At 63.7% G+C, this 23,981-nt stretch carries 22 protein-coding genes and 1 other RNA gene; 12 read left to right on the top strand and 11 right to left on the bottom strand.

Annotated elements, in window-relative coordinates:
- Positions 1 to 75: 75 nt before the first annotated feature.
- Entirely contained in the window at positions 76 to 504 is a 429-nt protein-coding gene (locus GTW58_RS09075) for an HIT family protein (protein ID WP_119933068.1), read from the bottom strand.
- A gap of 84 nt (positions 505 to 588) precedes the next feature.
- Positions 589 to 1,263 carry an MBL fold metallo-hydrolase gene (locus GTW58_RS09070; RefSeq protein WP_119933069.1) on the bottom strand — a complete coding sequence of 225 codons (675 nt, stop codon included), beginning with the start codon at positions 1,261 to 1,263 and terminating at the stop codon, positions 589 to 591.
- A 264-nt stretch (positions 1,264 to 1,527) separates the two neighbouring features.
- Between GTW58_RS09070 and GTW58_RS14640 the strand changes: the two genes are divergently transcribed.
- Positions 1,528 to 1,977, top strand: coding sequence for a Fur family transcriptional regulator (locus tag GTW58_RS14640; RefSeq protein WP_119933070.1), 450 nt, complete (start codon positions 1,528 to 1,530; stop codon positions 1,975 to 1,977).
- Positions 1,974 to 2,960: a diacylglycerol/lipid kinase family protein gene (locus tag GTW58_RS09060; protein ID WP_157980497.1), complete on the top strand. Its 987-nt coding sequence runs from the start codon at positions 1,974 to 1,976 to the stop codon at positions 2,958 to 2,960. The genes GTW58_RS14640 and GTW58_RS09060 overlap by 4 nt, the downstream gene beginning before the upstream one ends.
- On the opposite strand, the gene GTW58_RS09055 is transcribed toward GTW58_RS09060, so the two are convergent.
- The 4 genes from GTW58_RS09055 to guaB1 form a co-directional block, all read right to left on the bottom strand.
- Positions 2,906 to 3,838 (bottom strand): metal ABC transporter permease, encoded by a 933-nt coding sequence (locus GTW58_RS09055; protein ID WP_119933072.1) that lies wholly within the window; start codon positions 3,836 to 3,838, stop codon positions 2,906 to 2,908. The genes GTW58_RS09060 and GTW58_RS09055 overlap by 55 nt on opposite strands.
- Complete coding sequence (locus tag GTW58_RS09050; RefSeq protein ID WP_119933073.1) at positions 3,835 to 4,653, bottom strand: metal ABC transporter ATP-binding protein; 819 nt, start codon at positions 4,651 to 4,653, stop codon at positions 3,835 to 3,837. Before GTW58_RS09050 ends, GTW58_RS09055 begins: the two co-directional genes overlap by 4 nt.
- Complete coding sequence (locus tag GTW58_RS09045) at positions 4,650 to 5,711, bottom strand: metal ABC transporter substrate-binding protein (protein ID WP_232818047.1); 1,062 nt, start codon at positions 5,709 to 5,711, stop codon at positions 4,650 to 4,652. The genes GTW58_RS09050 and GTW58_RS09045 overlap by 4 nt, the downstream gene beginning before the upstream one ends.
- Before the next feature lie 112 nt (positions 5,712 to 5,823).
- On the bottom strand, positions 5,824 to 7,371 hold the full coding sequence (guaB1, locus tag GTW58_RS09040) for a GMP reductase (RefSeq protein WP_119933097.1): 1,548 nt from the start codon (positions 7,369 to 7,371) through the stop codon (positions 5,824 to 5,826).
- Positions 7,372 to 7,779: 408 nt separating this feature from the next.
- Between guaB1 and GTW58_RS09035 the strand changes: the two genes are divergently transcribed.
- The 3 genes from GTW58_RS09035 (at position 7,780) to GTW58_RS15120 (ending at position 12,682) form a co-directional block, all read left to right on the top strand.
- Positions 7,780 to 11,643: a multifunctional oxoglutarate decarboxylase/oxoglutarate dehydrogenase thiamine pyrophosphate-binding subunit/dihydrolipoyllysine-residue succinyltransferase subunit gene (locus GTW58_RS09035; RefSeq protein ID WP_342453303.1), complete on the top strand. Its 3,864-nt coding sequence runs from the start codon at positions 7,780 to 7,782 to the stop codon at positions 11,641 to 11,643.
- Positions 11,644 to 11,822: 179 nt separating this feature from the next.
- Positions 11,823 to 12,422, top strand: a complete 600-nt coding sequence (locus GTW58_RS09030; RefSeq protein ID WP_119933075.1) for a DUF459 domain-containing protein — start codon at positions 11,823 to 11,825, stop codon at positions 12,420 to 12,422.
- 185 nt (positions 12,423 to 12,607) lie between these two features.
- Positions 12,608 to 12,682: a 50S ribosomal protein bL37 gene (locus GTW58_RS15120; RefSeq protein WP_012359748.1), complete on the top strand. Its 75-nt coding sequence runs from the start codon at positions 12,608 to 12,610 to the stop codon at positions 12,680 to 12,682.
- 137 nt (positions 12,683 to 12,819) lie between these two features.
- Here the strand turns inward: GTW58_RS15120 and rsrA are convergent, their stop codons facing one another.
- Both rsrA and GTW58_RS09020 read right to left on the bottom strand, forming a co-directional pair.
- The gene (gene rsrA, locus GTW58_RS14995; RefSeq protein WP_119933076.1) at positions 12,820 to 13,185 is read right to left on the bottom strand and encodes a mycothiol system anti-sigma-R factor; all 366 of its coding nucleotides are present in this window, start codon (positions 13,183 to 13,185) and stop codon (positions 12,820 to 12,822) included.
- 9 nt (positions 13,186 to 13,194) lie between these two features.
- Positions 13,195 to 13,947, bottom strand: a complete 753-nt coding sequence (locus GTW58_RS09020; RefSeq protein WP_119933098.1) for a sigma-70 family RNA polymerase sigma factor — start codon at positions 13,945 to 13,947, stop codon at positions 13,195 to 13,197.
- A gap of 514 nt (positions 13,948 to 14,461) precedes the next feature.
- Here GTW58_RS09020 and GTW58_RS09015 point away from each other — a divergent pair.
- From GTW58_RS09015 to hisN, 4 genes are read left to right on the top strand one after another with little or no spacing between them, the layout of a single operon-like run.
- Positions 14,462 to 15,019 (top strand): DoxX family membrane protein, encoded by a 558-nt coding sequence (locus GTW58_RS09015; protein ID WP_119933077.1) that lies wholly within the window; start codon positions 14,462 to 14,464, stop codon positions 15,017 to 15,019.
- A 55-nt stretch (positions 15,020 to 15,074) separates the two neighbouring features.
- A complete protein-coding gene (gene aroA, locus GTW58_RS09010) occupies positions 15,075 to 16,490 on the top strand; it encodes a 3-phosphoshikimate 1-carboxyvinyltransferase (protein WP_119933099.1) in 1,416 nt (471 codons plus the stop codon).
- The gene (gene rsgA / locus GTW58_RS09005; RefSeq protein ID WP_119933078.1) at positions 16,487 to 17,626 is read left to right on the top strand and encodes a ribosome small subunit-dependent GTPase A; all 1,140 of its coding nucleotides are present in this window, start codon (positions 16,487 to 16,489) and stop codon (positions 17,624 to 17,626) included. Before aroA ends, rsgA begins: the two co-directional genes overlap by 4 nt.
- Positions 17,627 to 17,649: 23 nt before the next feature.
- Complete coding sequence (gene hisN, locus GTW58_RS09000) at positions 17,650 to 18,441, top strand: histidinol-phosphatase (protein WP_119933079.1); 792 nt, start codon at positions 17,650 to 17,652, stop codon at positions 18,439 to 18,441.
- Positions 18,442 to 18,580: 139 nt separating this feature from the next.
- Here hisN and GTW58_RS08995 read toward each other — a convergent pair whose 3' ends face one another.
- Positions 18,581 to 19,408, bottom strand: coding sequence for a DUF4190 domain-containing protein (locus tag GTW58_RS08995; protein ID WP_119933080.1), 828 nt, complete (start codon positions 19,406 to 19,408; stop codon positions 18,581 to 18,583).
- Positions 19,409 to 19,607: 199 nt separating this feature from the next.
- On the opposite strand from GTW58_RS08995, the gene GTW58_RS08990 reads away from it, so the two are divergent.
- From GTW58_RS08990 to GTW58_RS08980, 3 genes are all read left to right on the top strand, one after another.
- Positions 19,608 to 20,024 (top strand): hypothetical protein, encoded by a 417-nt coding sequence (locus GTW58_RS08990; protein WP_119933081.1) that lies wholly within the window; start codon positions 19,608 to 19,610, stop codon positions 20,022 to 20,024.
- Positions 20,021 to 20,173, top strand: coding sequence for a hypothetical protein (locus tag GTW58_RS15115; protein ID WP_425338843.1), 153 nt, complete (start codon positions 20,021 to 20,023; stop codon positions 20,171 to 20,173). The genes GTW58_RS08990 and GTW58_RS15115 overlap by 4 nt, the downstream gene beginning before the upstream one ends.
- 791 nt (positions 20,174 to 20,964) lie before the next feature.
- Positions 20,965 to 21,321, top strand: a complete 357-nt coding sequence (locus GTW58_RS08980; RefSeq protein ID WP_119933083.1) for a hypothetical protein — start codon at positions 20,965 to 20,967, stop codon at positions 21,319 to 21,321.
- A 226-nt stretch (positions 21,322 to 21,547) separates the two neighbouring features.
- On the opposite strand, the gene GTW58_RS08975 is transcribed toward GTW58_RS08980, so the two are convergent.
- Positions 21,548 to 23,245 carry an AIPR family protein gene (locus GTW58_RS08975; protein ID WP_119933084.1) on the bottom strand — a complete coding sequence of 566 codons (1,698 nt, stop codon included), beginning with the start codon at positions 23,243 to 23,245 and terminating at the stop codon, positions 21,548 to 21,550.
- 314 nt (positions 23,246 to 23,559) lie between these two features.
- Positions 23,560 to 23,928: a transfer-messenger RNA gene (gene ssrA / locus GTW58_RS08970) on the bottom strand.
- Between the last annotated feature and the right edge of the window lie 53 nt (positions 23,929 to 23,981).

Here is a 23,981-nt window from a genome sequence, read left to right as displayed (position 1 = left end):
CGCCAGATCGTGTTGGCGCCGCCCATTCCTCCACCCCCTACTGCGGCAATCCCGTGCCACGGCAAGAGAGCGATTTCAGCTCTCCGGCACGAACTCCCCGTGACCTGCTGCCACCAACTGTTCACGGATGTTGGCCGCTGAACGGTCCATGAGATCCGGATCCGGGTTCTGGTCCACCTTGTCGAAATCGAACTCATCGATGGAATTGGTGGGCCACACGTGGATGTGGCAGTGCGGGACCTCAAAGCCCTGAATCATCTGCCCCACGCGCTTGGGCTGCCACACGGTGTTCTGCGCCTGTCCGATGATCTGGGAGACCTTCATCAGATGGGCTGCCAGATCCGGGTCCACATCCAGCCAGTGGTCCACTTCCACCCGCGGAACCACCAACGCGTGGCCCTGGGACAGGGGTGCAATGGAGAGGAACACCACGCAGTGTTCGTCCTTCCACAGGAACCGGGCCGGGATCTGGCCGTCAATGATCTTGGTGAAAATCGTGTCCATGGGTGCTCCTTCTCGAATCTGCGCCGCGATCTCAGCGCCACTCTTGTGGGCGGTGTGGGCCCGCAATTCTGGGCGGCTGTGAACTCACACCTGGACGGTGGTGCCGGGCTCCAGGTGGATGTAGTCCGTGCCGTACTTCCCGGCAAAGTTCTTCACCTGCTTCTCCACAATCCCGAATCCGTTCTGGGACAGCAGGGCATCGTGAATCTGGTACGCGGTGGGTGCTCCCACGGCGATCAAGAAGTCGATCACCTCGGACATCTTGGACCAGGGTGCATGCAGCGGAACCAGAACCGTGGTGGGTGAAATCCCGTGGGGCACCACAAAGGAGTCACCGGGGTGGAACAGTTTGCCCTCCAGCAGGTATCCCACGTTCTCCACGGTACGGATCAAGGGATGAATCAGGGCGTGCTGACCGCCAAAGGTCTGCACCGGGACACCGTCCAGGTCCAGCTGGGAGTCGGGTTCGACGTCGTGAATTCGCTGCTGACCTTTCGAGTCCTGGGCGGCCTCCCCCAGGGTTTCACGCAGGTCCCGGGCCACACTGGCAGGGGCCCACACCTGGGTGTCCGGCTGGGAACGCAGCTGCTGCGGAACCCGCTCCGGGTCCAGGTGATCGGGGTGGGTGTGGGTGATCAGGACATGATCCGCACCCTGCATGGCGGTCTCCACCTCAGAGAAGTTTCCGGGGTCAATCACAATCACGACGTCCTGAGATTCAACCCGTACACATGAGTGGGTGAACTTGGTCAGCTGCACGTGCTCCTCCTGCCGGTTGCAAACCTCAGGCCGGGCACCGGGAACGGAAGCGCCCCGGCCGACCTGCAACACTGCCCACCCTACCGAGACTGCACCCGCCGGGCCGCTGATTGCCGATACTCTGGGGACGTCCCAGCAATTCGGGGAAGTTCCAGCACTCTGGGGAGATCTCAGCACCCTGGCAAGCCCCAGCAGGCTGGGAGGTCTCAGCCCGGCACCTCACCGGGTGTGCTCAAGCCCGCCACAGTTTCAGGAGTGACGTCCGTGAGTTCCGCAGGATCCCCCGCAGATCCGGCCCCCGACCCGGGGCCCAGGGCTGAGGTCCGCAACACCAAACAGCGGCGTGCCGTGCGAGCAGCCCTGCGCTCGCAGTCCGACTTTGTGACCACCCAGGAACTGCACGCTCGCCTCCAAGATGACGGCCAAAAGGTTTCCCTGGCCACCACCTACCGGGTCCTTCAGTCCATGGCTGAGATCGGTGAGGTGGACACCCTGCGCAACGACGACGGCGAGGCCATCTACCGTCAATGCGAAGCCGAGCACCATCACCACCATCTGGTCTGCCGCCGCTGCGGCGCCACAGTCGAGTTGGAGGCCCCCACGGTGGAGGCCTGGGCGGAACAGACCGCCAGCGCGTACGGCTACTCGGATCTGGACCACACCATTGAAATCGTGGGGTTGTGCCCACGATGCCGCCAGGAGAGCACAGCATGACCACGCGCGGCAGCGTGGTCCTGGTGGGCCACCTCAGCGCACCGGGCGGGCGGATCAAGCGGGCCGCAACAGCTGCATCGGCTGTGTTCCAGGCCAACGGGCACACCACCGTGCTGCTCTCCACGGACTCACCGGATCATGACCCCTCCGACCCCGCAGGCTGGGGCGAATCCCTACGCCGCCATCTGACCTCCACGGTGGCAGCTCCCCCGGTCGCCGTGGTGGCCGTGGGTGGGGACGGTACCGCCCACGTTGTGCTCAACGTGCTGCTCCAACACCGCCAATATCAGGCGCAGGGGCAAGACCCGGCGCAGGACACAGCTTTCGGGTTGATCGCCAGCGGTTCGGGCAATGACCTGGCCCGGCATTGGGCCAGCCCGCGGGATGATCCGGAACGCAGTGCCGGGCGGATTCTCCGGTGCCTGGACACCGGTCCCACCGTGATGGACGTGGGTCAGGTGGATTTTGAGGACGGTTCCACCGCCTGGTTCGCCACCGCCCTGTGTGCTGGAATCGACGCCGCCGTGAACCAGCGTGCCAACCGGTACCGGTGGCCGCGTGGCTCGGCCAAATACGTAGTTGCATTGGGTGTGGAACTGCTGCGGCACCGCGCTCAGACCTACCACCTGGAGATCACAGAACCCGGTTCGCGGCTCTCGACTCGGCGTGAGCTGCAGGCGCTGATGGTCAACGTGGCCAACTCGTCCTCCATCGGTGGCGGGCTGGGCATTGTCCCGTGGGCCGATGCCACAGATGCCGCCATGGAGCTGTTTGTGGTGGCTCCGCTGACCCGCTTGCGGTTCCTGCGCCTGTTCCCCTCCATCTACACCGGCGCTCACGTCCGGTTGGAGGCCGTGCAGATCCAGCCGGTCACCAGGGTCCGGATCAGGGGTAGCCACGTGGTCTTTGCCGATGGCGAACCGCTGGGTCAGTTGCCGGCCACGGTCACCGTGCGTCCAGGGGCACTGCCCGTGGTGCTGTGATCGCCTGACCCACTCTCAGAGACCACTGCCCTTCCCCGCGAGCGACGACGACGCCGGGCCACCCAGGACACCACCCAGATCAGAAAAGAAATGGTGGTCACGTAGGGGCTGATGGGAAGTGCACCGCCCAGGGCCAACAGGATTCCGCCCACCATGGCGGTTTCTGCGAACACCACGGAGAGCACCACAATCTTCACCGGTGATGCGCTGAAGTTCATGGCCGCTGCGGCCGGTGAAATCAGCAGTGCCAGGACCAGCAGAGCGCCGATGATCTGAACGGACAGCGCCACCGCCACACCCAACAGCAGCATGAACACAATGGAGAGGGTGCGCACCGGGAGTCCCCGGGCCTGTGCCACAAAGGGGTCCGTGCTGGCAAAACTCAGCGGCCGCCAGATGATCAACAGCCCGGCCATCACCACCGCGGAAAGCACAGCCATGGACACCAACTGGACGTCATTGACGGAGACGATCTGACCGGTCAACAGGGCAAAGCGGTTGGAGCTGCGCCCCTGGTAGAGCGCCAAGGCCAGGATGCCGACACCCAGGCCGAAGGGCATGAGCACCCCCACCACGGAGTTGGACTCCCGTGACTGGGCGCCCACGATTCCGATGATCACGGCGGCAATGATGGAGCCCATGAGGGAACCTGTGACCAGGTCAGATCCGATCAGCAGGGCAATGGCACCGCCTGCAAAGGAGAGCTCTGCAATGCCGTGCACGGAGAAGGCCATGTCCCGCATCATCACGAACGTGCCGATCAATCCACCCACCAGACCGATCAGAGCACCGGCCCAGATCGAGTTCTGCAGCAGGACCAGCAGATCTCCATAGCGCTCGAACACGAAGACTTCGTCGATGACCATCTCCCAGCTCATCGGGTCACCTCCTCCGGAGTTGTGGGTGGGTGACAGTGGTCCACGATTTCCGCGCCCACCACCAGCACCCGGCCTGCCACGTTCATGACTTCCACGCGCGCCCCGTAGAGCTCGGAGAGCACATCCGAGCGCAACACCTCGGCGGGTGTACCCACCCGGAAGGAGCCGTTGGCCAGGTAGAGCACGCGGTCGACGTCGTCGATGATCGGGTTGACGTCATGGGTCACAAAAAACACAGCGGCCCCCGTGCGATCCCGTTGTTCGGCCACCAACTGTGCCAGTTGTGACTGGCGGTGCAGGTCCAGGGACAGAAGTGCCTCGTCAAAGAGCAGCAGACTGGGGTCCATGGCCAGTGCCTGTGCCACACGCAGCCGTTGCTGCTCGCCCCCGGAGAGCTGGCCGATGGGTGCATCCGCGTATTCCAGGGCACCCACCCGTTCCACCAGCGTGTTCACCCGCTCCCTGTGCGCTTTGCGCCCCAGGATGCGTGGGCCCCACCGGTGACCGTCGATTCCCAGTCCCACCAGGTCTCGGCCACGCAATGGCGTGCGGTCATCAAAGGCCCGCTGCTGGGGTACGTACCCGATTTCAGCAGAACCGCGGCGCACGGCTTGGCCTGCCACATGGACCGTTCCGGAGCTCAGAGGCTGTAGACCCAACAGCACTCGCAGCAAGGAGGTCTTGCCGGTGCCGTTGCCGCCGAGCACAGCCACGTACTCCCCGGGTTCAATCTCCAGGTTCAGCCCGGACCACAACGTGCGGTGGCCAAAAGCAAGCTCGGCATCGCGGAAGGACGCAGCCGGTACAGCACTCAATGATCGTGGCTTTCCGTGGTGCGTTCCAGACCGTCAACCGCCTGCAGGTCCTGGATGTTCTGATCCATCCACTGCAGGTAGTTCATCTCCTCCGGCAACGTTTCAGAGACCGCCAACACGGGTAGATCAGCAGCTTCGGCCACCGTTCGCAGGTCCTGGCTCTGCCCGGTCGAGGTCTGCTCGTTGTAGACCAACAACGCTGCATCATCTTCCAGCGTGGATCTGACCTGGTCATAGACCAGCGGTGCGGCGTCGGTTCCGTCTTCCACCGCCACGGTGAATGCCGTGGGGGTCACGTTGTGCAACCCGGCAGCTTCCAGCAGGTGGTCAGCCACGGGCTCCGTGGCCACGTAGTCCCCGTGCAGGTGCAACTGCTCTGCCCGGTCCTGAATGTCCTGGGTCTCACGAGCGAACTGTGCGGCGTTCTGCGAGTACGTGGAGGCATTTGCTTCATCCAAAGAGCCCAGCTCCTGGGCCACGGCCTGCCCCACCGCTCCCATGCTGGCCGGGTTGTACCAGATGTGCTCGTTGAAGGATCCGTGATCGTGGCCGTCATGATCGCCGGCCTCAGCCGATGAATCCTGGGTGGCTGAATCTTGCGAGCCGTGATCGTGGCCGGCATCCGCAGCACCTTCCAGCCCGGAGACCTCCACGGCGTTGACCACGGGCACGCCGGCATCCTGTGCCAGTTCCTCCATGAAGACGTCATAGCCGCCGCCGTTGAGCACCACCAGGTCCGCGTCCTGAACCATCAGGCGGTCCGTGGGTGTGGCCTCATAGGAATGCGGGTCCTGAGCCGCGGAATCAATCAAAGCCTCAACGGAAACGTCCCCGGCACCGCCGGAATCCCCGGTCACCTGCTGGACAACATCTGCGTACACGGAGGTGGTGGTGACCACGGTGAGGTGGCCGTCATCAGCACCGGAGTCATTCGACCCTCCGGTGCATCCGGCCAGGACCAGGGCAGCCACACCGGCCACAGCCATGGTGGCCACCCCGGAAGCACAGGAGCCGGCAGCCCCGGCAGCAGGGCGGAAGCGCGCAAAACGTGGGTTCACGTCAAGAATCCGATCTAAGCGGCCAGCGCCGCAGAAGCATCAAGAACCACAACTGTTCTTGATAATGATTTTCATGTGCGTTGGGAGCTTAGCAGAGCTCCCGCGCAAATCATCAGGCCCAACTCTCTCCGCGAGCGCGACCTTCCTCATATCCTGAGGTGTTCTGCACACCCACCACGGCACGGTCCGCGAACTGGCGGGTGTTGGTGGCACCGGCATAGGTCATGGAGCTGCGAACACCTGCGGTGATGTGGTCAATCAGGTCCTCCACACCAGGCCGCCTGGGGTCCAGGTACATCTTGGAGCTGGAGATCCCCTCTTCAAAGATCGCCTTGCGGGCCCGCTCAAAGGCTTCCTGCCCCTGCGTGCGGTTGAGCACCGCACGGGTGGAGGCCATGCCAAAGCTCTCCTTGTAGTAACGGCCATTGGCGTCCTGGTTCAGTTCCCCCGGACCTTCCCAGGTGCCGGCGAACCAGGATCCGACCATCACCTGGCTGGCCCCGGCCGCCAGTGCCAGAGCGACGTCACGGGGGTACTTCACACCGCCATCGGCCCACACGTGCGCCCCGAGTTCGGCAGCTGCTGCCGCGCATTCGAGCACGGCGGAGAACTGCGGGCGGCCCACTGCGGTCATCATGCGGGTGGTGCACATGGCCCCGGGACCTACACCCACCTTGATCACATCGGCCCCTGCATCCACCAGGTCCCGCACACCGTCGGCCGTGACCACGTTGCCTACCACGATCGGATGGTTGGGTGCCACCTTGCGGACCGTGGAGAGCGCCTCAAACATTTTGCGCTGGTGCCCGTGCGCGGTGTCCACCACCAAGACGTCCACCCCGGCATCAATCAGCTGCTGGGTCTTGCCTGCCACGTCTCCGTTGATTCCGACGGCGGCCCCCACCTTCAGCGCACCGTTGGCGTCCACGTTGGGTACGTAAATGGTGGAGCGCACAGCACCCTGGCGGCTGATCACACCCACCACACGTTCACCGTCCACCACGGGAGCCACGTGCACGCGTGCCCGTTCCATGCGAGCACTGACGTGAGCCATGGATTCCCGCAGCGCCGCCGGCCCGGATGCGGCACCGGCGGCGTCATTGCCGTCTGCGCTCGCACCGTGAGAGTTTCGGCCATCTGATTCCTGGCCGTGGAGTTGCAGACCGTTGAGCTCCTCAACAGTGAACACCGGGACCTCAGGGCGCATGACCACGTGCAGCTGTGTGAAGCGGTCCACCTCACGGCAGTCGATTTCCAGCACCAGCCCCAGGAACCGACCGTCGTCGCCTGTGACAACCACCGAGGCGTGAGAGTGACGGCGCATCTTGGCCAGGGCGTCATGAACGGTCTCCGTGGGCTTCATGGTGCGCACCGACTCGAACTGTGGCGAGCGGCTCTTGACCCATGCGGTTTCCCGCGCCGCCACATCCGCCGGAATGTCCTGCGGGAGCACCCCCAAACCACCGCGCCGGGCCATGGCCTCCACCATGCGCTTGCCCGTGACCGCCGTCATGTTGGCCGCCACCAGCGGAGTGGTGGAACCGGTGGGGTCGCTGGTGCTCAGATCGACGTCGAACCGGCTGGTGATCCTGGAGGAGGATGGCACCAGGAAGACGTCGTTGTAGGTCAAATCAGTCACGGGGGTGTTCAGAAAACGCACACGCCCCACTCTAAATGCTCGGCATCTGCTCGCGGACACCTGGCCCTGACGCCCTCGTCGTCAATCCGTAGGCGGTCGAGATCAACGGAGCCCGCTGGTGGCAGACAATCATGAAGTGTGAGGGCCGCACCTGTTGGCCGTCTGTTGCCTGGAACACTAGACTGACGCGAAGTGCGACCATGCGCTGACCGCCGGCAGCCGGTATCTGCTGCGAACCCTTGGAGCCAGGCCGTGACCACCTCGGCCGAGCCCACCTGACTGCTCCGTCCCAGTTCATGGGGCGGGAGAAGCCGAAGGTCAAGGGGCTCGCCGTGAGACCGCAGGCCGAGAAGTCGGTGGGCCGCGCAGCTGCTTGAGGGCAACCAATGACGGTTGCCGGATCTAGACGAGAGAATGAGGCGTAGGCACGTGCCGAGCACACCACGAGACCTGATCCCCGACGAATTCGCGGGCAACGAATGGCTCGTCGAGGACCTCTACAAGAGGTACCGAGCTGACAAGAACACGGTGGACAAGGACTGGTGGCCCATTTTCGAGGCCATGGACGATGCCTCAGAGGGTGGCGGTGATTCGGCGGGCGGCAAGAGCCCCGACTCCGCAGCGGATTCCGGCAAGGACTCCGCCAAGGCGGACACCTCCACGCGCAACGCTGCTCACTCGGACGGCGGGGCCTCCAAGGACGACCGTTCCATTGCGGAACCCGGCTCCCCGTCCCAGACCACTCGCCGCACGGACGAGGCCTCCACGGCCAAGCCGGGCCCGCCCAAGGAAGCCCAGCAGGCCGCGGCCAAGACGCAGCCCAAGCCTGCGGCTCAGAAGAAGGCAGCAGAGCCCAAGGCACCTGAGACCGATTCCACCAAGGGTGAGGACAAGGCTGAGGAAGCCCAGGACCAGATCGTGAAGCTGCGTGGTCCGGCCAAGGCAGTGGCTGCCAACATGGATGCCTCCCTGACCGTGCCCACCGCCACCACCGTGCGTGCGGTTCCCGCCAAGCTGCTGATCGACAACCGCATTGTGATCAACTCCCACCTGGCCCGTAACCGTGGTGGCAAGGTCTCCTTCACACACTTGATCGGCTACGCCGTGGTCAAGGCGCTGAAGAACTTCCCCTCCATGAACGTCACCTATGACGTCCAGGACGGCAAGCCCGTGGTCATTCACCCGGTCCACGTGAACTTTGGTCTGGCCATTGACCTGCCCAACAAGGATGGTTCCCGCAACCTGGTGGTGCCCAACATCAAGGGTTCCGAGGAACTGAACTTCCGGCAGTTCTGGGATGCCTACGAGGACATGGTGCGCCGCGCCCGCAAGGGTGAGCTGACCATGGAGGACTACGCCGGCACCACGGTCTCCCTGACCAACCCGGGCGGTATCGGCACCGTTCACTCCGTGCCGCGCCTGTCCAAAGGCCAGGCCGCCATCATTGGTGTGGGCGCGCTGGATTACCCCGCCGAGTACCGCGGTTCCTCACCGCGCACGCTCTCCCAGAACGCCATCTCCAAGATCATCACCCTGACCTCCACCTACGATCACCGCGTGATCCAGGGTGCCGGTTCCGGTGAGTTCCTCAAGCTGGTGGACTCCTACCTGTTGGGTGATGACTTCTGGGATGAGATCTTCCAGGGCCTGAAGGTCCCCTACGAGCCCGTTCGTTGGGCCATGGACAACCAGGTCAACCCGGAGACCGAGGTCAACAAGGTTGCCCGGATCCAGCAGTTGATCCACGCCTACCGCGTGCGCGGCCACATGATGGCTGACACGAACCCGGTGGGTTACACCATGCGCACCCACCCGGACCTGGACATCCGCACCTACGGGCTGTCCCTGTGGGATCTGGACCGCGAATGGCCCACCGGTGGCTTCGGTGGCTCCCCCCGCCTGACCCTGCGCACCATCCTGGGGCTGCTGCGTGATGCCTACTGCCGCACCGTGGGTGTGGAATACATGCACCTGGAGACCCCCGCCGAGCGCGAATGGTTCCAGAACGAACTCGAGAAGGGCTACACCAAGCCCTCCCGGGACGAACAGTTCCGCATCCTCAGCCGACTCAACGCGGCAGAGGCCTTTGAAACCTTCCTGCAGACCAAGTACGTGGGTCAGAAGCGCTTTTCCCTTGAGGGTGGCGAATCCCTGATCCCGCTGCTGGATGCCGTGATCTCGGACGCCGCCGATGACAGCCTGGCAGGTGTGGTCATCGGCATGGCTCACCGTGGTCGCCTCAACGTGCTGACCAACATTGCCGGGAAGTCCTACGCGCAGGTCTTCCGTGAGTTCGAAGGCAGCCAGGACGCCCGTGGCACCGAGGGCTCCGGCGACGTCAAGTACCACCTGGGCACGGAAGGCACCTTCACCTCGGATGCCGGCAACCAGACTCAGGTCTACCTGGGCGCCAACCCGTCCCACCTGGAGGCCGTTGACCCGGTCATCGAGGGTGTGGCCCGGGCCAAGACCGATGTGCTGGGCGCCGGACCGGAAGGCGATGGCTCCTACCCCGTGCTGCCCATTCAGGTCCACGGCGATGCCGCCATGGCCGGTCAGGGCATCGTGTTCGAGGTCATGCAGATGTCTCAGCTGCCGGCCTACAAGACCGGTGGCACCGTGCACGTGGTGGTCAACAACCAGATCGGTTTCACCACCGCACCCGAGGCCGGACGCACCTCCACCTACGCAACAGATGTTGCCCGCACCATCCAGGCCCCGATCTTCCACGTCAATGCCGATGACCCGGAGGCCGTGACCCACGTGGGCCAGCTGGCCTTCGCCTACCGTCAGCGGTTCAACAAGGACGTGGTGATCGACCTGGTGTGCTACCGGCGTCGTGGTCACAACGAGGGGGATGACCCGTCGATGACCCAGCCGTTGATGTACCACACGATCGAGCAGAAGCGCTCCACCCGTAAGGTCTACACCGCCAACCTGGTGGGCCGTGGTGACATCAGCCAGGAAGAGGCGGACCGCGCCCTGAAGGACTACCAGGAGCGTCTGGAGCGGGTGTTCACGGAAACGCACGAGGCCCAGACCTCTGACGTTCCGTTGGTCACCGGCGACGCCGCTGCGATCTCCAACATCGAACGTCCTTCTGCCCAGCAGACCGACTCCGGTGTTTCCGTGCCGCGTTCCACGGGCATCTCCCCGGAGAACGCTCGCCGCATCGGCGAAGCCCACATGGACGTCCCGGAGGGCTTCACGGTCCACCGCAAGCTCACCAAGCTGTTGGAACGCCGCGCCAAGATGACCGTTGACGGAGGCGTGGACTGGGGCATGGGCGAGATCATGGCCTTTGCCTCCCTGATGATGGAGGGCATCCCGGTCCGCATGACCGGCCAGGACGTCCGCCGCGGCACGTTCACCCAGCGCCACGCCGTGTTCTTTGACTACGTCAACGGGGACGAGTGGACACCGCTGAACCACCTGATGGATGACCAGGCTCCGTTGGCCATCTACAACTCCCTGCTCTCCGAATACGGTGTACTGGGCTTTGAGTACGGCTACTCCGTGGAGCGCCCGGACGCGTTGACCGTGTGGGAGGCGCAGTTCGGTGACTTCATCAACGGCGCCCAGACCATTGTGGACGAGTTCGTCTCCTCCGCCGAGCAGAAGTGGGGCCAGCGTTCCTCCTTGGTCATGTTGTTGCCCCACGGCTTTGAGGGCCAGGGCCCGGATCACTCCTCCGCACGCATTGAGCGTTTCCTGACGCTGTGCGCAGAGAAGAACATGATCGTGGCTCAGCCCTCCACACCGGCCAATCACTTCCACCTGCTGCGCCGTCAGGCCTACTCCCGTCCGCGCAAGCCGCTGATCGTGGCTTCGCCCAAGCAGTTGTTGCGCCTGAAGGCAGCCAGCTCCCCGATCGAGGAGTTCACCTCCGGTGCATTCCGTCCGGTGATCGAGGACCAGGGTGGATTGGACCCCAAGGGCGTGACCGACGTCGTTCTGGTTTCGGGTCGCCCGTACTACGACCTTGTGGCCGAGCGCACCAAGCGTGAGGACAAGACCACGGCCATCATCCGGGTCGAGCAGCTCTACCCGCTGCCCCTGGAGGAGATCAAGGCAGAGCTTGCCCGCTACCCGGAGGCCAACGTGCACTGGGCACAGGATGAACCCGCCAACCAAGGCCCCTGGCCGTTCATGGCGGTCAACCTGGCGCCCGAGGTGGACCGCCGCATCCGGTTGATCTCCCGGCCGGCTTCCGCCTCGCCGGCCAACGGATCGGCCAAGCGCCACGCGTTGGAGAACGAAACCCTCCTGGAGGAACTGTTCGAGAACCGATGAGCCGATGAGCTCCCCACGGCGCCGCGCACAAACCCGTGCGCGGCGCCGTGTACCGTTGAGGTGAACCAACTGGCCGCGTGCTCCCCCAGCCCCGTCCTGCGGGGCCGCCCACGCGCTACTCAGCGGGTGCCACCACCGCACCCGCACCACCGTTCAGAACATGTCAAAGAAGGAAAGCTGTGGATCAACGCAGGATCAGAATTGTTGCCGTTGGTGACGAACTGCTGGCCGGAACGGGCGACCCCCGCGCCCTCGGCTGGTACGGGCGCGTACTGGCCCGCACCCCGCACGACGTCGTTCCCATCTCCTCCTACGTGTTGGCAGCCCCCGGTGAAGGCAGCGAAACCCTCAACGAACGTTGGTTCGGCGAGGCCGCACGGCGGTTTGCCAACGGTGCGGACAACCGCGTGGTCATTGCCCCCTCCACCGCAGACGTGGATCTGGGGATCACCACGGCGCGGTCCCGGTTGAACATGGCCAACATTGTGGACACGGCTTCACAGAACAACATCAAGGTGTTGGTGGTGGGCCCGCCCCCCACGTTGGATGCGGACCGCAACCGCAAGATCGCCGATCTCTCCGCGGCCTACGCTGACGTGGTCACCCGGCGTAACCACATCTACGTGGACACATTCAACCCCCTGCAGCATCACGAGCAGTGGCGCAAAGATCTCTCCGCCAACGACGGTCAGCCGGGTCAGGCAGGCTATGGCCTGATTGCCTGGTTGGTGCTGCACCGTGGCTGGTACTCGTGGCTGGACCTGCCCGAGCCCCAGTGATGATGGCTCTGCCCGAGCAGCAGTGATGACAGGTCTGCCCGTAGCCCCCCGAGCGAGCACGCTCACCACCAGGCACGGCACGGTTCACGCAGCAAGTGTGCGAGAATGGTAGGCAGTGCCTTGACCCGGGGTGAACCCGAGTCAAGAAACGTCATCCACGATCTGAAGTCATACAGGAGGTTCGCATGAGCAAGCGCGGACGTAAGCGTAAGGATCGCCGTAAGAACAAGGCGAACCACGGCAAGCGCCCCAACGCATGAGTTCTCACGCCACGGCGTGGTTGCTCACTCGTTGAGGAACTTAGAAAGTACGGGCCGCATTCCTTGATTCAAGGAATGCGGCCCGTTCTCTTGTCTTCGGACTTCTTGTGTTCCCGGATCCGGCCAGCGCCAGCGGCTCAGCGCTTGGTGGCGGACTCCCCACACTGCTCGTGGATGCGGCCCATGATGTTGGCGCGCAAGGTCTCCGGAGCGGTTTCACTGCAGGAGCGTTTGACCACGGTGCGAATCACCTGCTCCAGTTCACTTTCGTGGGTGCAGTCCTCGCAGGTTTCCAGATGCGCTGCGATCTTCTTGAGATCCTCCACCGTCAGGGCACCATCCAGGTATTCGTAAATGCGCTCCACCTGCTCCCCGCTGCAACCACAGGGTGCCTCTGACGCGTCTGTGCTCTGCGGTGCGTCCTGAGGCTGCTGTGCATTCGGCGTCTGGCTCTGTGGTGTGGTCGGTGACGTGGAATCGGTACGAGTGGCGTGATCAGTCATGCCGGATCCTCACCCTTCCTGGTGTGTTGAGTGTGTGGCGCGTGACGAACGATTGGGGGTCTCCCCCGCGGCGGCTGCGGTGGCAGCGGCCTTGGCGTCCGTGGTGGCGCTCTGTGTGGTGGATGTTTTGCGGCGTCCGGTACCCGTGGTGTCGATCCCACGGTCGGTGGCGTAGTCGGCAAGTTTTTCGCGCAGCAGTTTGCGGCCGCGGTGCAGCCGGGACATGACCGTGCCGATGGGGGTGGCCATGATCTCCGCGATCTCCTTGTAGGCAAAGCCTTCGACGTCGGAGAGGTAGATGGCCAGCCGGAACTCCTCCGGCAAGTCCTGGAGTGCCCGCTTGACGTCAGAGTCCGGCAGGTGGTCCAGTGCCTCCACCTCGGCGGAGCGCAATCCGGTGGAGGAATGCTGCTCCGCACGGTGCAGCTGCCAGTCCTCCACCGTGTCCGTGTTGGACTGCTGTGGTTCACGCTGACGCTTGCGGTACAGGTTGATGTATGTGTTGGTCAGGATGCGGTACAGCCAGGCTTTGAGGTTGGTCCCCGGCCGGTACTGGTGATAGGAGGAGAACGCCTTGGTGTAAGCCTCCTGCACCAAGTCCTCGGCGTCAGCCGGGTTGCGTGCCATCCGCAGCGCTGCGGCGTAGAGCTGATCGATGTAGACCATGGCTTCACGCTCAAAGCGCACCGCCCGTTGCGCAGGGGTCTCATTGGCCACGTCCACGAACTCCTCGCCGGAGTCCTCCGCGGCATCCTCGTCCATTTCTGTGTCCAGGACGTGGTCGTCCTGATCCGCCGGATCATGTGTACCGAGCGCTGTTTCCTGATGGTCGGTCGGGCGCCCAGAAGGTTGCGGAGTGGAGGGCTGGCGTGTGGCGTCGTCGTCGTTCATCGTGGTCAATTCTAGGGCCACAGGCCCGGATGGTACGGGCAGTTCCGAGGGCGGAACACGGTCCAGAACCTGCATGTCACCTCCTGAAAGCGGGGCGGTCCAGGGCCCGGGGTGCCGGGCGGTTGTCTACGGGGCTGCAACAGGCCAGGTACCGGGATTGTTCCGGTGCCGCGGCAACTTCTGGGCAGACAGAGCTTCACCGGAGACCGCACTGGGCAGGATGCGGCCACAAAAATCAGTGCCCTGAGCACCAACTGTGGGCGCAGGCACCGCAAGCCGCCCTCACCTGGTTAGGATGGAACAGGCCCGTAACCCGGGGCACATCCGCACCGTGAACGTGCGTATAGGTCCCGAGTGGCCCACTCAAACGTCTAGGAGGACCCACATGAGCATCGTTCGCCGCATTGCCCGTCCGCTGCTGGCCACCGGCTACATCGTCAACGGCATCGACAGCTTCCGTAATTCATCCACTGCCGCTGAGCACCTGGACCCCGCACTGAAGACCGTGCGCCGTGCGGTTCCGCAGGCTGCACCGGCTCTGCAGAACTCCGCCGTGGTGGCACAGGGTCTCGCTGCTGCGCAGGTTGGCGCTGCTGCCCTGTTTGCACTGGGCAAGGCACCGCGTCTGGCCTCCACCGTGCTGATCTCCACCACCGCCGTCAACGCCTACCTGGACTTCCGGGCAGCTGACAACGGCACCAAGGAGGAGCGCGCAGCCCGCCGTAACTCCGGTTTGAAGAACGTCTCCCTGGTGGGTGCCACCATGCTGGCCGCCGTGGACACCGATGGCAGCCCGTCCCTGATGTGGCGTGCCGAGCACTTTGTCAGCGACGTCCAGAGGCAGGCACAGGATCTCAGCAAGGACGCCTCCAAGCGCTGGGACAAGACACAGAAGGCTGCTGCCAAGAAGGCCAAGAAGACCAAGAAGTCCGTTTCTTCCTGATTTGCACGGGGTGCAGCCGCCGCCAGGTTGTCTCCTCAGATCCTTTGGAGTGTTCGTGACCCACCCGGATTCCGGGGGCACTCAGGCAACGGAGCCGACCACGGGGAATTCCCTGTGGTCGGCTCCGTTCGTCGGTGCCAGCCCCGTTGTATCTTCCCTGACCGTGCCCGGTTCCAAGTCGCTGACCAACCGGTGGCTGGTCCTGGCGGCCTTGGCCGATGGCCCATGCCGCTTGCGTGCGCCGCTGCATTCACGTGACAGTCGGCTCATGATCCAGGCTCTGCAGGAACTTGGTGCCCACGTTCAGGAGGTGGACGGCGATTCTCCCTTCGGCCCTGATCTGGTGATCACTCCCATACCCCGGCCATTCGATGCCGGATCCGGCTCCGGAGATCGGAGCGTGGATTGTGGGCTGGCCGGAACCGTCATGCGCTTTGTTCCGCCGCTGGCGGCACTCCTTGCCGGCAGCACGCAGTTCGACGGCGACCCCCACGCCCGCAAACGCCCCATGGGCCCGGTGGTGGAGGCCCTGCAGGCTCTCGGGGTCACTGTTGAACTGAACGGTGACAACCGCGATGCAGCGCTTCCGTTCACTGTTCACGGCCCGTCTGCCGGTGAATCCCTGGTGGGCGGCGAGTTGCGCATTGACGCCTCCGCCTCCTCCCAGTTCGTCTCCGCCATGCTGTTGGTGGGATCCCAGTTCCGCAACGGGCTGACACTGGTCCACCACTCCCCTGACGGTGGTGGTGTGCCGTCCATGCCGCACGTGGACATGACCGTGGAGACGCTGCGTCACGTGGGCGTGGTGGTGGATGACTCCCAGCCGGCCCGGTGGGTGGTTTCCCCTGGTCCCGTTGCGGCTTTTGACATTCGTGTGGAACAGGACCTGTCCAATGCGGGCCCGTTCTTGGCAGCGGCCGTGGTCACGGGCGGTCAGGTCTCAGTCCCCCACTGGCCCCTGGAAACCACCCAGGGTGGTGCCCACTGGCGGGAGATCCTGCCGCAGTTCGGGGCCCAGGTTGAGCTGGTGGACGGAGTGTTCACCGTGACGGGACCGCGCCACGTACGCGGCGTTGACCTAGATTTGTCCTTGGCCGGTGAGCTGGCGCCCACGGTGGCTGCCATCTGTACTGTGGCCACCACGCCGTCCCGCTTGCGGGGAATTGCCCATCTGCGCGGACATGAAACTGACCGGCTGGCCGCCCTGACCACGGAGATCAACCGGTTGGGTGGCCGGGCCACGGAAACCGAGGACGGGCTGGTCATTGAGCCTGCCTCCCTGCACGCCGCCACGTTCTTCTCCTACGACGATCACCGCATGGCCACTGCCGGTGCCGTGATCGGACTGGTGGTGGACGGCATCCAGGTGGAGAACGTGGAAACCACCGCCAAGACCCTGCCGCAGTTCCCCACCATGTGGCAAGACCTGGTCAGCGGCTCATCCACCCGCACCACCGGTGAGACTGCATGAGTCGACGCACCTCCGTGGACTACGACTGGGATGAATCCGACGTCCGAGTCCGCGCCAACAAGAAGGGCTCCCGCCCGCGCACCCGGCAACGCCCGGATTACGACGACGCCGTCACTGGCCGCGTGGTCACCGTGGACCGCGGACGCTACACCGCCGTGGTGGCTGAGGACACCCAGGACGAACGTCTGGTCACAGCGGTGCGGGCCAAGTCCTTGCGCCGTACACCGATTGTTGCCGGTGACATGGTGGGGTTGGTGGGTGACACCTCTGGTGCCCCGGACACCTTGGCTCGTTTGGTGATGCTGCAGGAACGTTCCACGTTGCTGCGCCGCAGCGCCGATGACACCGATCCCGTGGAACGGGTGGTGGTGGCCAATGCCGACCAACTGGTGATTGTGGTGGCTGCTGCAGACCCCACGCCACGCACCGGGTTCATCGACCGCTCCTTGGCTGCCGCCTACGACGCCGGCATTGAACCCCTGTTGTGCATCACCAAAACTGACCTGTCTGATCCCACGTGGTTGATCGAGCACTACCGGGAGTTGGATCTGACGGTTCTGACCTCGGCAGGGCAAGTCCAAGCGGCAGGTGGAGTTCATACGGCACAGGATTCACCGACTCCTGAATCAGCGCAAACAGATGATTCCCTGCCCTTGGAACCGGGCATGGTGGAGACACTGCGCGAACACCTGGACGGCAAGGTCTCCACCATGCTGGGCCATTCCGGCGTCGGGAAATCCACCCTGGTCAACGCTTTGACCGGAGCTGACCGCGCCACCGGTGGGGTGAACGCGGTGACGGGCCGGGGACGGCACACCTCCTCCTCTGCCCTGGCGCTGCGGGTGCCGGACACCGGGCCGGGAACGTGGATCATCGACACCCCCGGCGTGCGGTCTTTCGGTCTGGCCCATGTGGACCCGGACCGGATTGTGGAGTCCTTTGATGATCTCGGCGAGGCGATTGCGCAGTGCCCCAAGGGTTGCACGCATGGGGCAGATGCCCCCGGCTGTGCGCTGGATGCATGGGTTGAACAGGGCAAGGCCGGAGCTGCTGGGGCCGCCCGGTTGGAGTCGCTGCGGCGCCTGTTGGGCTCCGGCCGTGACGATGAGCTGTCCGAAAAACTCCTGGGCTCCTGAGCGAATCGACTAGTCTGAAGGCCATGCGATCTCCCAGCACCTACACCGATGACATGCGCCTGGCCCACGTGCTGGCGGATGCCGTTGACGCCCTGACCATGCGCCGTTTCAAGGCCCAGGACCTGCAGGTGGAGACCAAGCCGGACCTGACTCCGGTCACGGATGCTGACCGGGAGGCCGAGCAGATCATCCGCGCCCAGTTGGGGCGGGCGCGCAACAGGGACAGTGTGCTGGGTGAGGAGTTCGGCACCACGGGCGCAGGTGCCCGCCAATGGGTGATTGACCCGATCGACGGCACCAAGAACTTTGTCCGCGGTGTGCCCGTGTGGGCCACGCTGATTGCGCTGATCGACAACGGCCAGCCCGTGGTGGGTCTGGTCTCTGCCCCTGCGTTGTCCCGCCGTTGGTGGGCTGCCAGCGGATCCGGTGCCTGGACCGGGCGGTCCCTGGCCAAGGCGGAGCAAATCTCCGTCTCTCAGGTGGACCGTCTGGAGGACGCTTCCCTGTCCTATTCCTCCCTGTCCGGATGGAAGGAACTGGGGCGGCGCAACGAGTTCCTGGAACTCACGGACCAGGTCTGGCGCACCCGCGCCTACGGCGACTTCTGGTCCTACTGCCTTCTGGCCGAAGGCTCAGTGGACATTGCCGCCGAGCCGGAACTGAGCCTGCATGACATGGCCGCCCTGGTGCCCATTGTGGAGGAAGCCGGCGGCCGCTTCACGGCCCTGGACGGCTCCCCCGGCCCCTTCGGCGGCAACGCGGCCGCCACCAACGGCCTGCTCCACGAACAGGTCCTGGACCTGATCGGCGACTGAGCCTTCATCCCGACTTCCCGCAACAACGCGGCCTGGAACCACACCCCGGTTCCCACGACGACGGCGCCCCATCCTCCTGGGAGGTGGGGCGCCGTCGTCGTGCAAGGGGGTCCGTCAGATCACCTGAAACGCGGAAAGATCAGCTGTTCTGACCGGGGACCTGCAAGTTGTCTTCCAGGCACTGCTCGTAGGCGGCCTGGTTCTGGTCATCCATGTACTGGGAGACGCACTGCTGGACCGCCGGGTCCTGGAACATCTGCCAGGCCACGCCGCCCACCAGAATCCAGAAGACCAGGGCGATGCCACTAAGAATCAGACCGATGATGTTGAGCACCAAACCCGTGATGCCCATGCCCCTGCGGGCGCCCGGCACCTTGCGCGCCTTGACCAGGGCAACGATGGCAAAGATCAGGCCCAGGACCGCCAGGAGCACCGTGAGGCCCAAGAAGAACAGGACAATGCTCAAGGCACCCAGGACAACGGCGGCAACGGCCAGACCGCGGCCGGGAGTGACGGGCGGGGCTGCGTAGGGCTGATCGTAGGGGTTCTGGTTCGACCCACCCTGGGCGGTGTAGAAGTCCTGACCGCCGTTCTGGTTGTAGGAGCCCTGCCCGTAGGGGTTTGGGTTGTACGGCTGCGCCGCCTGCTGGTTCTGGCCGTAGTTGTTCTGGCCGTACTGGTTCTGTCCCTGCTGGCCCGGGCCGTAGTTGTTCTGGCCGGAGTTGTTTTGGCCGGAGTTCCAGGGCTGCTGCTGACCGTCCTGGGCGGGCTGGCCGTTGCCCTGCCCCTCCGGGACCCGCACACCGTATCGGGGCGGCTCAGAGGTGGGGTCGTACACGTTGCCCTTGGGGCCGCCATCGCGAACCGGCTGTTGTCCGCCCACGTTGGGATCGGCCCCCTGCCCGCCCTGATCCGATGACCACGGCGCGTTGGGATCGTTGGTGTTCTGGGGACGTTCGTAGCTCACCTGGTGGGCCCTCCCGGACTCGTCGATTCTCAGTAACGGTGCAAGGTCGCACAGCGCTAGCAGGTTTCTGCTCCCATGGTCCCACAGCACGCTGACACGTTGGCCCGGCAAGGCCCAGCGAACTTCACGACGTTCACAGCAAGCGTTCTCACAGCTGATACCGGGCCGCGACTCACTCCAACGGTGGTTCAATCATCATGTGAGCGCATCAACACGATTTCGGTCCGGTGCCGAACGCCTCCTCCGAGACGCTCTGACCAGTGACATTGCCTTGGGCTACGCAGCCGTGGTTCTGGGAGTTTTTGTTTTCATCCGGGTTTACGACGGCGGCGCGCTGCGCGACTCCGTGATTGCCGCGGCCAGCACCAATCTGGACAATCTGCAGGTAGACACGTTCACGGTGCTGCTCTACAGCGCCTTTGTGGTGGAGAAAGCCACCGGGTTGTTGCTCTTGCCTGTTCTGGTGATCGCCTTTGCCGTGGCCCAGCACAGACTGGGGCGACTCCCCTTGTTGGTGACCATCACGGTGGGTCACCTGCTGGCCACACTCTTTGTGGCCCGCTGCTGGTTCACGGCATCACTGAGGGCTTCCTGCCGCAGTCGATCGTCCACGTGACGAACGTGGGATTCAGTTACGGACTGGCAGCCGTCACTGGTTTGTTGGCCTGCACCATCGCCGGTAGATGGCGCCGTGTGGGCTATGTGCTGCTGGTGATTGTGGCGTGGTCCTGGGTGGGGCGTGAGGAACGGATCGGTGACAACTGATCGTTAGTGCCGGGAGGCCGACGGTGATCTGCGGCTCCAGGCGGCGTTCCTTCGAGAACCCCGACTCGCGGAACCCGTCACCCTCGTCAGTTTCGAAATACAGGGTGGTCACGTCGTAGAGCACCAGCGTCGCCGGCCCCAGCCCCACATGACCGGCGAACCCGGCCGCGAGCTGGCGTCGCCACGGGTCCTTGGCATAGACCGGTAGCCGACGCTCGATAGTGCGGTAGCTGGGTGGCTTGATCCCCACCTCATCGAGGACACGGATCGATTCGAGCTTGCTGGTCGGTTCGATGATGCGGGCCAGCACCAACTGCTTGAACACTGCGTCGGCGCCACTGGTGCCGTCCAAACCCACCGCCCGATAACCGGCAGACAACGCCTCCCACAGATGCTCGGCGCGGGAGCCACGGATCGTCAAGGCCCGCCCCCTGGGTTGACCGCCGCCGAAGTCCAACTCGTCCTGCCCCTCAGCCATCCGCTGCTGCGCCACGGCCTTGAGGATCTCGACATCCTCTGGGGTGTGGGCCGAGCCGATGTGGTCCATCCGCTTCGACCCGAGCCGGTTGGACCACACCACCTGAACCGCGGTCGCACCGCTCGCCGTCTTGACCGTCCGTACATAGGGAGACACACCCACAGGCTAGAACCAGACCCGCTTAGTGCACACCCCAATCAACAGACTCCCTAGCCAAACCCCTATCAAGGTCCGAATCCGAGCAAAATGGCCTAAGTCAGGTCTTACCCTCATCGCGGCAGATCCGTACGTTCAACGTCCCTAGGTTGTTCCAATGAGGGGCAACGAGGAGCGGGTCATCCAAGCCTTCTGCGCGTTCCTAGACGAACAGGAGTGGGTCACCGAGCGCGAGATCGGCTTCGTTGACGCGGTTGCGCAGAAGGACGGTCAACGAACTTTCGCAGAAGCGAAGGGACGTACGGTCGCGATCGGCTTGGACGAGGACACGATGTTCGGGCAACTGCCCCGCCGTATGCGTGACGAGTGTCCCGGCCCCGACACTCGCTTGGCCGTTGTCGTGCCCACGCATGCATCGGCTGCGGCGGAAGGGGTGCCCGCGGGGGTTCGCAGGGAGTTGAGCATCGACCTCTACGTTGTTGGGCACGACTGGTCGGTTTCCATACGCGCTTGAACCTCGCGGCATGAGAGTACGTCACTCGCGGCGGAATGGGGCACGCGCGTGGCTACTCGTGCACCAAACCAAAGGTGCTCACGGAGTGAGTGAATTGCGCCAAAGGCCGCTCTCAGCGGTTTCCGCGCTCCATCCTCGTAGAGGGAAGTCCTACTGACGCATAGCGCGAACGAGTGCAAGTCCGCAGCTGGACATGCCGCACACGCCAGTCGGCTCGACAGCGGGCCTATGCGCTGCTCGCTGACACCCCGAGTTGGCTCTGAAAATCAGTGCGAACTGTACGAGCAAAATGCTCGACCTTTTGCTGGTTCTTGAAGAATGACATAGCAAAGCCACCTGGATTCTCGCGTTCATGCCGGTCGACTACGCACTCTGACAAGACGCGAACTTGCTCCGCGCACCCATCGATGAACGTCGCCACGTCCCAATCGATATTCGTGAATTCGGCACCATTGGCCCGGGCCCACTGCATGAAAAGCGCGGTAGCCATGAACTCAGAGTTCTTGACAATATTCTTCACGCGATGCTCGCGCTCTCGACCGTACGCATTATAGGAGTCTCGGAAATATCGCCAGAAGCGCACCGCGTTATACATTGTGGCCGCATTTAGATCCCGCGGAAAGAGTTCGAGGTACGGACTAGCGTTCAAGTCTGCCCACATGCGACCGATTTCGCGCTTGGCTCGCGTCGCGTTGTCCACGCCGGACCAACAACTGAGCGCACGCGTGGCCTCCTCGAGGTCGAATGCGAAGTCGTACTCCTCGTCATCAAGTGCTTGCCCGGTGCGGAATGAGTACTGAATAGCCTCAGCCAAGAGAATGTCGCTCAACTCCTGCTGATAAGGATCCAGGGCTACAAACTCGCGGTTGCTAACTTGATTCTGGGTATTGGTGTATCGAGTGACCTGCTTCTCGAAATCCTCAGGGTGACCTGCGGTCGAGATGACACGGACGGTGACGTGAACGTCGTCTAGGGGTAAGTTGCTACGAAGTGCTCGCGAAAGGGCGCCACAAGTCTGAGCTCCATTGACCACACTCAAGCCCTTCAATGAGAAGGTCTCGTTAGAGGACCTCGGGTTGGTGCGAGAGCAGCCGATCGAGTTTGCGACAATCGTGATGCCGTTGTTGTAGTACCAGAAGTCTGACGGAGAGTTGCGAAGAGTCTCGTCGAGGACTTCATTTGTTTCGGTTGAACGAAGGATCGCTCGGATGTTCTTGTCGAACAGTCGTTCGCTGAACTGGTCCGTTATCGTTGCCAACTGTTCTCCAGGAACAATGCCCATAATCTCCGACCTGTAGTCGCTCATCGTGACCCACCTGTCAAAGGTCAGTTCAGAGTCAGGGGACGACAAACCGCTTGCGATATTCCGACGCTCGTAGTTTTCGCGCAGACCTTCGTAGTGAAACTCAAGAATATCGCCGGCCGAATTCACTTCATGTGTCAACTGAGTGCTCAGGCGAGATGCATCTTTATTCGGCCCTTGCGTACCTAGGTAACTAAAGATGGCGATGACTCGAGCGTCCGTCAGCGCCTCCTCAATTTCACCGCGACGGCGGCGCGCCTTTGGGCCGAGCGCATCCCAATCCCAGTCGAGAAGGCGGCGAATGCCGTGCGCGAACTTCATGACCTCAGTCGGGCTGGGACCACCAGAGGACGTCTTGGTCTGCACGACGTAAACCTCACGACGCGCCGCTGAAATTCCGATCGCATCGATTCCTTGGTCACTGCTTTCGTCAACCACGGAGGCACATGCATCCTCAACGGAGACCATCGCGTGAGCCGCCACGGTCAATGCCGCCAGGGCGCGGGTCGTGCGCGCCTTGGCCTGTTCGTCCTCCGGATGGTGCTGATAGTCGGAAAGGTCGATGTGAGGCTCGAAGTCTTCCTCCAGCCGCCTACGAACCTGACGCTCCTGCAGCTCCACTTGAAGTCCTCTCGAAGGTCGGGTACGGACCGACCCATTCTAGTCACAGGCACGGGTATGGTCCCGACGACGGCCCACAAAGGAACATTCAAGCCTCGGGAGCCAAGGAACGGCCCCGGCCCCGGAGCCCGGTGGGGGGGCCGTCGGATCATAGTGGGCGGCATGACGCCAGAGGATCCTTCAGTCGGAAGGCCCACCCATCGGCAGATGCGAGCACGACAGGCAGGTGGCCGGCGAAGCCATCAGGTCCCTTCCCCAGGGTTATTGAGGCGGCAAGAGAAAAGCCCCTGTCAGCGAGCTGACAGGGGCCACAGGAGTGGAGATGGGGGGAATTGAACCCCCGTCCGGTGCAGTGTCATCAAGACTTCTCCGGGTGCAGTGTGCGTGTGATTTTCTCAGCCCTGGCCATCATGCACACAAGTGGCCAACGGGCTCAGTCACGTAAGAGTCCCTCAGCAGCCCGCGACGTGCTGCTGAAGCAGTGGCCCTCTAGCTGATGCCAGACACCGGGGCGAAGGCGAACCCGGGCTGACAGACTGCTGTCGCTGTATCAGGCAGCGAGAGCGAAGTCAGTGCGCTTGGAATTGGCACTTATTGGTTTGCACAGAACGTTTACGAGATGACTGCGCATTCTCGACCCGCTTCTCTCGATTCAACTCACACCGTCGAAACCGATCATCCCCATATGTGGTTGTCAACCAACACCGGCTGCACCGCAAACTGCGGCGAACCGGAC

This window comes from Kocuria subflava, assembly GCF_012163155.1.
In the GTDB taxonomy this organism is placed as follows: domain Bacteria; phylum Actinomycetota; class Actinomycetes; order Actinomycetales; family Micrococcaceae; genus Kocuria; species Kocuria subflava.
Note: the sequence above shows the minus strand (reverse complement) of the source record. Positions and strands in the feature narration are given on the sequence as shown.